Here is a 9,328-nt window from a genome sequence, read left to right on the forward strand (position 1 = left end):
AGAGGGAGCAATACTCCTTCCAATTGAAATTATTGAAAGCTATATATAGCAAGTGCTTCCAGAGAAGTGGCACTTTTTTACACGGATCTCGGCTCAATCCCGTCAACTGTTAGCAAGTTTCAGACTTTAGGAGAGCAGCATGAAACAAGAGTGGATGAAAACGGATGTACTCGTCATCGGTGGTGGTACGGCGGGGACAATGGCAGCAATTAAGGCAAAGCAAGCAAACCCTAGTTGTCAGGTGTTGATTCTGGAAAAAGCGAACATTCGCCGCAGTGGGGCGATCGCAATGGGAATGGATGGAGTGAATACTGCCGTTATCCCTGGACATTCCACACCAGAACAGTACGTTCGCGAAATCACGATCGCCAACGATGGCATTCTGCACCAACCAGCCGTTTATCAAACAGCAAAACTCGGCTACGAAACGATTCAAGAATTAGAAAGTTGGGGCGTGAAGTTCCAAAAAGACCCTCAAGGTAATTACGATGTCAAGCAAGTGCATCGGGTGGGTAAATACGTGCTACCCATGCCAGAGGGAAAAGATCTAAAAACTATTCTCACCCGACAGGTCAAGCGCCACAAAGTACAAATCACGAATCGCGTCATGGCAACTCGCGTTTTAGTCTCAGAAGGACGAGCGATCGGTGCAGTTGGTTTTGACGTGCGTGAGGGCGATTTTGTCGTCATCCAGGCAAAGGCTGTCATCCTCTGTACGGGGGCTTGCGGACGGTTGGGACTCCCCGCGTCAGGATACCTCTACGGTACTTACGAAAACCCCACGAATGCAGGCGATGGTTACTCGATGGCGTATCATGCAGGGGCAGAATTGACCAATATCGAGTGCTTCCAGATCAATCCTTTAATCAAAGACTATAACGGTCCCGCTTGTGCTTACGTCGCTAGTCCATTTGGGGCATACACTGCCAACGCCGAAGGACACCGCTTCATTAGTTGCGATTATTGGAGCGGTCAAATGATGCTAGAAGTTTGGCAGGAATTGAATTCGGGCAAGGGTCCAATTCAATTGAAAATGACTCATTTAGACGAAAATACAATTGCTGAAATCGAGTCGATTCTTTGGGCAAACGAGCGCCCTAGCCGAGGACGTTTCCATGCAGGTAGAGGCGAAGACTATCGCACCCACCCAATTGAAATGAATATCTCAGAAATTGGGCTGTGTAGCGGACATAGTGCTTCTGGCGTTTGGGTGAATGAAAAAGCAGAAACAACCGTACCAGGATTGTATGCGGCGGGAGATATGGCAAGCGTTCCCCACAACTATATGATTGGGGCATTTGTCTTCGGTCGTTTGGCTGGAACTCATGCTGTTGAGTACATTCAAGATTTGGAGCATTTAGAACCAGATGCCGACTTTTTAGCAGCAGAAAAAGCGCGGATTTATACACCTCTGAATCAGCCGCAAGGGATTCCTCATACTCAGGTTGAATATAAGTTGCGACGGCTAGTTAATGATTATTTGCAACCGCCAAAATCGGGTTACAAGATGGAGATTGGATTAAATCATTTTATTCGCTACCACGAAACTTTATCTCAGATGGGAGCGCGTGACCCTCACGAACTCATGCGCTGTATGGAAGTCCATTTTATTCGTGACTGTGCAGAAATGGCAGCACGCGCATCATTATATCGGCGGGAAAGTCGTTGGGGTTTATATCACTATCACCTGGATTTTCCAGAGAAGAATAACGAAGAATGGTTCTGTCATGTGAATTTGAAAAAGAATAATTCGGGAAAAATGATATTATTCAAATGTCCTGTAGAGCCTTATGTTGTAGAAGTAGATTTAGATAAGGAAGTTTATCACGTAGCAGCACGATAAACGATAAAATTTCAGGCGATCGCTTCACTATTGGAGATTGAATTTATGGCTTTAATTAACCACAGAGTTGATGTTCCCGTCATTGTAGATGAGTCTAAGTGTTTAGAAAAATGCACGGCTTGTATAGAGGTTTGTCCTCTGGATGTATTAGCAAAAAATCCAGAAACAGGAAAAGCATATATGAAATATGACGAATGTTGGTTCTGTCTCCCTTGTGAAAAAGAGTGTCCCACAAACGCGATTACGGTGCAAATTCCCTTTTTGTTGCGATAAAGAAGTTAAAATGAATGCCCAGTTAAATGAATGGTTAGAAATGTTGCAATCGCCCAATCTAGACGATCGCCTAGTTGCAGTCAAAACTCTGCAACACTTGGGAGAAGAAGATGCGATCGATGCTTTAGTAACTGCCTTGCAAGACGAAAATACTGCCGTGCAAAAAATTGCGATAACGGCACTGTGGGAAATTGCCAATCCTATTGTAGTTCCCGCTTTAATACCATGCCTTGCTTCACCTGAAGCAGAAATTCGTAGCGAAGCACTATCGGCGTTAGGCGAGTTAGTTTCTCCCGAACATTTACAACTTTTACTAGATTCCATACAACAAGAAAATTTTCATCTTCAATTCAATATTCTGATTCTTTTACGCAAAATTCATGACGCTCAATGTCTACCTGTAATAATCGGCTTCTTCACGTCAGAACATCCCGAACTGCGAGAAGCAGGGGTAACAACTTTATCCTATCTAAACCAAGTTCAACATTGTCCGCCAGCCCTAAAGTTAATGCAAGATTCTGATGACAATGTACGACGTGCAACAGCTTTAACGTTGGGACATTTTGCTGATGAATCAGCGATCGCGTTATTGACGCAAGCACTCACCACCGATCCAGACTGGCAGGTGCGCCGCAATGCGGCAAAATCATTAGCAATTCATGCTAAACCATCAGCAATTTTTGCTGTCGAAAAAGCACTCAAAGACGAACACTGGCAAGTGCGAAAATCTGCCATACAGGTCTTGCAAAAAATACCTGATGCTAAGTTGTTACCTACTTTGATTAAAGCGTTGGCAGATGAATATTCAGATGTGAGAAAAGAAGCGGTGATCGCCCTTGGTAATTTGAGTAGTTCCGATGCTATAAGCGCCCTTCAACAAGCATTAGACGATTGCGATCGCGAAGTTAGTATACAAGCTCAACGAGCTATTGAGAAAATCAGTTTATCGAGCTGATAAGTAACATCGATTCAAAGTTCACAATCGCATTGTGAGATTATCGATCTCAATAAATAATCCAAAGTTACAGTCTTTTTAACAGCTCATCATACTCATCGTGCGTGCCAATCCAAAACCAATAAATACGATTCTCTGGTTCTAGCAATCCCACGGCTCTATAATTTAGACTGACACGAACAGAATAAATTGGTTGGCGTTGACTCACACGCTTAAATTGCAGGCTATTGTGATAAGGATCTTCGCGCCAGAGTTCGTAAGCTTTTTCAGCTTGCTCTTGCACAAATGCAGGAAGTTGATTGAGCTGCTTGCGAAATGTCTTGGTGACACTCGATTTCATTGTTTAACTGGAAAAATTTCATCCAGTGAAGCTGTTTCTCCATTTGCAATCTCTTGCCGCACCATATGAGCCAATCGATCCCACTGTTCGTCAGTCGTTGCTTCAAATCGAGCTGACCATGCTTGTTCATCCTTTAATTCAGCCATCAAACGGGACGCGATCGCATCTTGCTGTTCGGCAGGAAGTTTTTCGATCTCTGAAATAACTTGTCGGAGTAGCTCAGTCATAATCTCAAGGTGAAGAATTACTACTATAGATCGTTCTCTAATTCTACTTGAGCCTTACGCCAAAGGCTTATGAAACGTTTCGCTTAAATTAGATAACTCTAACCACTGCACCAAGTTAGATGCTGTCACATTCTGTTCTACAGCGTAAGTATCCCCTAATTCATGGTACAGATACACCTGTTGCTCGGCATCGGCAGGGCAAACTAGTCTGACTTCACATTCAGGTTCTAACTTGCTCCATGTCAGTCTAATGCTGCCTTTCTCATCTGTAGACACTGATGCTCTTGGAAAGCGATCGCCCATTGCTTCGTAAGCTTCTATAACAAATCGCATGACTAGCTTAAATGCCGATTGACTTGGTTGCAAAATGCCATACTCATCTATTTCATCCTCTTCTAAAAGAGCAATGATTCGTTTTAGTGTTACGGCAATGTTACTGCTAGATGGTTTTGCAGACTGAGCAACAGTCATGGAAGTTAAGTTAAGATTTTAAGCTAGATTGCTCTCATTCTATCATATTTTCAACTTCAAAAGCAATTTTTACTGTTGGCAAAGCACGTAAAAATGAACATTTACAGGTTGCAAAAGTTTATTATTTAAATATTACGAAGAAACTCCTGGTACTAAATCATTACTTTTTTTTAGGCGTTGAATGTGAGAAAAGAAACCGCGATCTCCATTGACAATTTGGGTAAATCTGATACTTTCAGCAGGCGTTGGAGGATCGCGATTGCGAAGTCAGTATACAAGCTCAACGAGCAATTGAGAAAATTAGTTCTACCAGCTAATGAATACCTTGAATTCAAGTTTTATAACGATACTTAGTATTTGTAAAGTTAAGCGCAAAACAACACTAAAAATTTACATGCATTCTGAACTCCTTCTTCTTAAAATTAATAGTTTAGCTCACCAATTGCTAATCAAAACTAGCAACAGTACGAGTACAAACTAGCGGTCTGCTGCAGCGTATCGTTATGGTATTCACTCATACATCCAACTGCTCGTTAACTACTTGATTGGTACATTTTATTATGACTTCTAATATTAGTAAGCATAGTATTTGCATCAATAAATATCTTCAGACTACAAATCCACATCATCTCTTGATGCAGTAAGCTGCTATGGAAATCACTTAAGCCGTAGCCAATAACTTAAGCGAATAGCTGCCATCACTGATACCCCAGCTATACCACCTATCGCAGCACCAACAAATAAACCTGCCTCTGGAGTGAGGAATGTTTTTACAGTAGTATAACCAATGTAACACCCAACTAAAAACTCTATTAGAGCAGCGATAAACTTCAATTCGGAGCTTGACATTACAATACCTTAAAATCTCTTGTTTCCACATCAAATTACCTATTTTAAGAGGCGCTCCACAAAGAAAACCTAGCGATCGCCCTTTATTTCAAGTCTTAAATCGCTCATCTACTGGAATTTGATAACCGTTAGCGAGGCGATTAGTCATATTTGCGGTAGCGACAATTGCCATTAATTCACCAAACATAGTATCGCTCATTCCCTTAGCATATGCTGCCGAAGTATGGGAAGCAATGCAGTACTCGCAACCATTAGTTACGCTTACAGCTATATAAATTAATTCGCGCATCAGTGGATCGATTTCCCCAGGACTGGTCATTACCTCCTTTACTGTCTGCCAAGTACGTTGTAAAGTTGGTGGATGATTTGCTAATGCTTTCCAAAAGTTATTGATCTCATCAGTTTTACGGGTAGCACGGATGTCATCGTATACAGCACGGACTTCATCGCTACTGTCTTCGTATTCAATCAACTGAGTCATAGCTGAATGTAAATAAATTTTCTCTCTGGCGTTTTCTAGCGTTTTGGATCGAGCGAAGTGAAAAATTTGGTCTAGCTTGTAGCATCAGCCGATCTCTATAATACCGATCGCCGCAATTGAGGGAAAACTTTGGCTACCTTGCTCAGCACGTAGTCCCCATACGTACCGCGAAAGTCGTGAACGCTGGCTCGATCCCAACGTTCGTGTTTGTCATCTACCGCTATTGCGTCCAGTTCAATCGGCTTCACCTCAACATTAAAGTTAGGATCGAAAAAGAAGGGGAATGAAAGGCGATCGCGTCCCGATAGATTCCGCACGCGATGAGGTGTAGAGCGATACAAACCTCTGGTCATGCGATCGAGCATATCCCCGATGTTGCAGACGAATGAATCAGCTACAGGAGGCGCATCTATCCAGCCATTTGACTTGATTTGCAATCCGCCCGCATCATCTTGCTTGAGAATAGTTAATACTCCATAATCAGTATGTTCGCCAACGCCCCATTTCACATCCTTAGCAGCAGCGGCAGGGTAGTTAAAAATCCGAAATAATATCAGTGGGTCTGCCGTATAACGGTCAGCAAAGTACGACTCTTCCAATCCCAAGCTCAGAGCAATACCTCTCATCAGCGTGTGTCCTAGTTGAGTCATTGCTGCCATATACTCAAGCACCGTCTCGCCCAATTGTGGGATATTATTTGGAAAGAGATTTCGACCGTGCATTGGGGTATCAGCTTTGACAAGTGGGTGGTCTTCCTCCAGTTCTGCACCAAAGTAAATCCCTTCCTTCAAGTCAGGCTTACCTGATGTCAGTTCACCGCCAACAGGGAAGTATCCTCGCCACGCTCTACCACCTATAGCCATGCGAATCTTAAGTTTAGTTTCGAGATCCTGAGCAAAGAACTGGCGGCTGAGCTGTTCTAGCCGTTGCTGTAGTTCGTTGTCAACTTTATGTCCGACAATATAGAAGAAACCATACTCGCGGCACGCTTGCCCAATTTGAGCTGCTACGGCATGGCGATCGCCGCTTCCAAACAACGCGCTAATATCAACAACTGGAAGATGCGACAACCTATCTACAACTTGCGAGCTTTTCATGCTAAGGTTCTCCTCCACTTCGAGCAAAAACCCGACTAATTAACCAAGATACAAGACTAGGCGATCGGGAGCGCAATATTCGCTGCCTTGCTTCATAGCTGTTTTAGTGTTTTTGTAGAGTTTTTTATGTCCGATCGTCAATCCCCATTCTACCGTCCAGAAGAAGAGGTACAAGCTTCTGCTCCCAATCCCCTGACAGTGACTCGTCAGCAAGAAGTGATTCAACTGCTCAAACAAGTTATCGAACCAAAACTTAGAAATGATATCGTAAGTTTAGGTATGGTACGCAATCTGCGGATTGTCGATGATTACATTTACCTGCGCCTCTACATCGGTTCTCACCAACGCCACTTACAGGCAAAAATTCAATCCATCCTCTCACCCCTGTCTTGGTGCAAAAAATCGTATATCCAACTCTGCACTATTCCAAATGTAAAAACAACCCTAGCAGTTTCTAGCGGTAAAGGCGGCGTAGGCAAATCTACTACTGCCGTCAACTTGGCGGTTGCCTTACAATTAGCTGGCTTGAAAGTCGGTCTGCTAGATGCCGATGTTTACGGTCCCAACATTCCTCAAATGCTGGGACTGGGACAATCTGAGATGCAAGTTATCGACACCCCAAACGGTCAAAGATTTTTACCTTTAGAAGCTTATGGCATCAAAATCATGTCAGTAGGACTATTGGCAGAACGCGATCGCCCTTTAGCATGGCGCGGTCCTGTTCTACACAAAATCATCACTCAGTTTCTTCATGAGGTGGAATGGGGAGAACTAGATTATCTATTCATCGATCTACCTCCTGGGACTGGAGATGCTCAAATTACGATCGTGCAAGAAAGTCCCGTATGTGGGGCAATAGTAGTAACAACTCCTCAACAAATTGCCATTTCAGATGTGCGCCGCAGCATTCACATGTTTCGCCAAGTCGGGGTTCCCGTTCTCGGTATCATCGAGAATATGAGCTATTTGATTGGTAGTGGTGGCGAATCGATGCCAATCTTCGGTAGTGGTGGCGGTCAACAGTTGGCAGCAGAATTAAACACACCCCTTTTAGGGCAAATTCCCCTCGATCCTACTGTTTGTGCTGGTGGAGATACAGGAAAACCGATCGCCACCGCCAATTCAAAATCCCCAGTCAGTCAAGTTTTTCTACAGATAGCTGGGGCGATCGCCAATACTTTTCAGTAGTTTTCTATCTAACATTATCTTGATAGTTGACATTTAGCCTTGTAGCTCCCCCAAAAGGTTCACTTGAAGCAATTTAGTTAGATAATCTAACTGTTAGTTTTACAAAAGTTTTTATATAAAGTCTTGTCTCCTCACGGGACTTTGTGCGATGCTGGTTTGAAGATATACGATAAATCGCTCAATAAACCGTAGATTTGATCTTGCGGCTTTACAGAATCTTCAGCAACAGATTTCTCGATCGCTTACAGAAAAGAAAAAACACAAATCTGTTGTGGTGTCGATCGGTCTTTCGAGATTGGCAAGAACCCGTACTCTTTGAGGAAACAAACGATGAGTGACTACAACCGCTTGAAGACTTCACCCTCCGTTGCCGTTAAAGCTAATCTAAATTATCCAGTCATCGATACCGACGTTCATACAAATGATTTCAAGCCAGCCTTAGAGGATTACATCGCCAATTATGGAGGTGCAAAACTCGTAGACGAATTGCGTAAAACAGAAACATCTCGGCTCAACCCGAAAATCGATGGGAGAGATTGGTATCAACAAACGCCAGAGGAACGGCACTACTATCGCACCCTGCGATCGCCCTGGTGGGCAAGAGTCACCCGCAACACTTTGGATCTTGCCACCTACACCCTTCCCGAACTGCTCTACGAGCGTCAGGCAGAGCAGGGATCGGACTATTCCGTGCTGTTTCCTAACAATGCTTTGGCAGCCACAGGAGCCAAGCCAGAATATCGTCAAGCATTGCAACGAGCGATCAATCACTATCACGCAGATCTCTACCGCAAATATAGCGATCGCCTCACTCCCGTGGCTGGTATTCCTTTAACCACTCCCCAAGAAGGCATAGAGGAACTAGAGTTTGCAATTGATACGCTGGGACTGAAGGTAATTAACATTTCGGGTGGAGTGAAACGTCCGATTAAGGCGATCGCCGAGAAATATCCACCGGAACAATTCCCTGAAATTACCAAATATGCCTCCTATATCGACTTCTACGGCTTAGATAGCGAATACGACTACGATCCTTTCTGGGCAAAGGTAGTCGAACTCGGCGTACCCGTCACGACTCATTACGGCAGTCAGGGCTGGACTGGGCGGAGTTCCATCAGCAACTACATGAACAACCACATCGGTCACTTTGCCGATGGATCGCAAGCGTTTGCTAAAGCATTGTTCTTTGGTGGTGTGACGAAACGATTCCCGCAGTTACGGGTTGCCATGCTCGAAGGCGGCGCAGATTGGGGCGCTCACGTCTATATTCATTTGGTCGATCGCTTCTCCAAGCGCAATCTCAAGGGGCTGCAAAACTACAATCCAGCTTTGACAAATTCTGACGAGCTGTTCGAGCTATTCGAGCGTTACGGTAGCGAAATAACTAACGGACATTCCCTGGGTAAAGCAGAATTGACCGAGAGCGTTCTGGGGTCTTCTTTCGGTCGTCACAGCCGTCAGCCTGTAGGCAGCGAGTTGGAAGATTTTGCCGCAGCTGGAATTGGGATTGAGCCGAGATCCGTGTAAAAAAGTGCCACTTCTCTGGAAGCACTTGCTATATATAGCTTTCAATAATTTCAATTGGAAGGAGTATTGCTCCCTCT

10 protein-coding genes and 1 pseudogene are annotated in these 9,328 nt (G+C 44.1%); 5 read left to right on the forward strand and 6 right to left on the reverse strand.

Annotated elements, in window-relative coordinates:
* Window positions 1-139 precede the first annotated feature (139 nt).
* Genes H6G17_RS31095 through H6G17_RS31105 form a run of 3 tightly spaced genes read left to right on the forward strand, consistent with a single transcriptional unit; the run spans window position 140 to window position 3,071 of the window.
* Complete coding sequence (locus tag H6G17_RS31095; RefSeq protein ID WP_192162433.1) at window positions 140-1,843, forward strand: fumarate reductase/succinate dehydrogenase flavoprotein subunit; 1,704 nt, start codon at window positions 140-142, stop codon at window positions 1,841-1,843.
* 45 nt (window positions 1,844-1,888) lie between these two features.
* Window positions 1,889-2,116: a ferredoxin family protein gene (locus H6G17_RS31100; RefSeq protein ID WP_192162435.1), complete on the forward strand. Its 228-nt coding sequence runs from the start codon at window positions 1,889-1,891 to the stop codon at window positions 2,114-2,116.
* 10 nt (window positions 2,117-2,126) lie between these two features.
* Window positions 2,127-3,071: a HEAT repeat domain-containing protein gene (locus H6G17_RS31105; RefSeq protein ID WP_192162437.1), complete on the forward strand. Its 945-nt coding sequence runs from the start codon at window positions 2,127-2,129 to the stop codon at window positions 3,069-3,071.
* Between the two features lie 67 nt (window positions 3,072-3,138).
* Here the strand turns inward: H6G17_RS31105 and H6G17_RS31110 are convergent, their stop codons facing one another.
* The 6 genes from H6G17_RS31110 to H6G17_RS31135 all read right to left on the reverse strand — a co-directional run bounded on the left by H6G17_RS31110 (window position 3,139) and on the right by H6G17_RS31135 (window position 6,536).
* On the reverse strand, window positions 3,139-3,411 hold the full coding sequence (locus H6G17_RS31110; protein ID WP_192162438.1) for a hypothetical protein: 273 nt from the start codon (window positions 3,409-3,411) through the stop codon (window positions 3,139-3,141).
* Window positions 3,408-3,638: a hypothetical protein gene (locus H6G17_RS31115; RefSeq protein ID WP_192162439.1), complete on the reverse strand. Its 231-nt coding sequence runs from the start codon at window positions 3,636-3,638 to the stop codon at window positions 3,408-3,410. Before H6G17_RS31115 ends, H6G17_RS31110 begins: the two co-directional genes overlap by 4 nt.
* 54 nt (window positions 3,639-3,692) lie before the next feature.
* Entirely contained in the window at window positions 3,693-4,109 is a 417-nt protein-coding gene (locus H6G17_RS31120; RefSeq protein ID WP_192162440.1) for a hypothetical protein, read from the reverse strand.
* 657 nt (window positions 4,110-4,766) lie between these two features.
* Entirely contained in the window at window positions 4,767-4,958 is a 192-nt protein-coding gene (locus tag H6G17_RS31125) for a hypothetical protein (RefSeq protein WP_192162441.1), read from the reverse strand.
* An 88-nt stretch (window positions 4,959-5,046) separates the two neighbouring features.
* Window positions 5,047-5,439, reverse strand: coding sequence for a carboxymuconolactone decarboxylase family protein (locus H6G17_RS31130; RefSeq protein WP_192162442.1), 393 nt, complete (start codon window positions 5,437-5,439; stop codon window positions 5,047-5,049).
* Between the two features lie 95 nt (window positions 5,440-5,534).
* Window positions 5,535-6,536 carry an isopenicillin N synthase family oxygenase gene (locus H6G17_RS31135; protein ID WP_192162443.1) on the reverse strand — a complete coding sequence of 334 codons (1,002 nt, stop codon included), beginning with the start codon at window positions 6,534-6,536 and terminating at the stop codon, window positions 5,535-5,537.
* Between the two features lie 126 nt (window positions 6,537-6,662).
* Here H6G17_RS31135 and H6G17_RS31140 point away from each other — a divergent pair, with 126 nt between their 5' ends.
* Both H6G17_RS31140 and H6G17_RS31145 read left to right on the forward strand, forming a co-directional pair.
* A complete protein-coding gene (locus H6G17_RS31140) occupies window positions 6,663-7,724 on the forward strand; it encodes an Mrp/NBP35 family ATP-binding protein (RefSeq protein WP_192162444.1) in 1,062 nt (353 codons plus the stop codon).
* 330 nt (window positions 7,725-8,054) lie between these two features.
* Window positions 8,055-9,227: pseudogene (locus H6G17_RS31145) on the forward strand (amidohydrolase family protein); the annotation flags it as partial.
* Window positions 9,228-9,328: the final 101 nt, after the last annotated feature.

The organism is Chroococcidiopsis sp. [FACHB-1243] (assembly GCF_014696895.1).
Lineage (GTDB): Bacteria > Cyanobacteriota > Cyanobacteriia > Cyanobacteriales > Chroococcidiopsidaceae > Chroococcidiopsis.

Coding starts and splice junctions, on each gene's coding strand:
- H6G17_RS31115 (WP_192162439.1), bottom strand. CDS start 3,638: ATGACTGAGCTACTCCGACAAGTTATTTCAGAGATCGAAAAACTTCCT.
- H6G17_RS31130 (WP_192162442.1), bottom strand. CDS start 5,439: ATGACTCAGTTGATTGAATACGAAGACAGTAGCGATGAAGTCCGTGCT.
- H6G17_RS31135 (WP_192162443.1), bottom strand. CDS start 6,536: ATGAAAAGCTCGCAAGTTGTAGATAGGTTGTCGCATCTTCCAGTTGTT.
- H6G17_RS31105 (WP_192162437.1), top strand. CDS start 2,127: ATGAATGCCCAGTTAAATGAATGGTTAGAAATGTTGCAATCGCCCAAT.
- H6G17_RS31110 (WP_192162438.1), bottom strand. CDS start 3,411: ATGAAATCGAGTGTCACCAAGACATTTCGCAAGCAGCTCAATCAACTT.
- H6G17_RS31100 (WP_192162435.1), top strand. CDS start 1,889: ATGGCTTTAATTAACCACAGAGTTGATGTTCCCGTCATTGTAGATGAG.
- H6G17_RS31140 (WP_192162444.1), top strand. CDS start 6,663: ATGTCCGATCGTCAATCCCCATTCTACCGTCCAGAAGAAGAGGTACAA.
- H6G17_RS31120 (WP_192162440.1), bottom strand. CDS start 4,109: ATGACTGTTGCTCAGTCTGCAAAACCATCTAGCAGTAACATTGCCGTA.
- H6G17_RS31125 (WP_192162441.1), bottom strand. CDS start 4,958: ATGTCAAGCTCCGAATTGAAGTTTATCGCTGCTCTAATAGAGTTTTTA.
- H6G17_RS31095 (WP_192162433.1), top strand. CDS start 140: ATGAAACAAGAGTGGATGAAAACGGATGTACTCGTCATCGGTGGTGGT.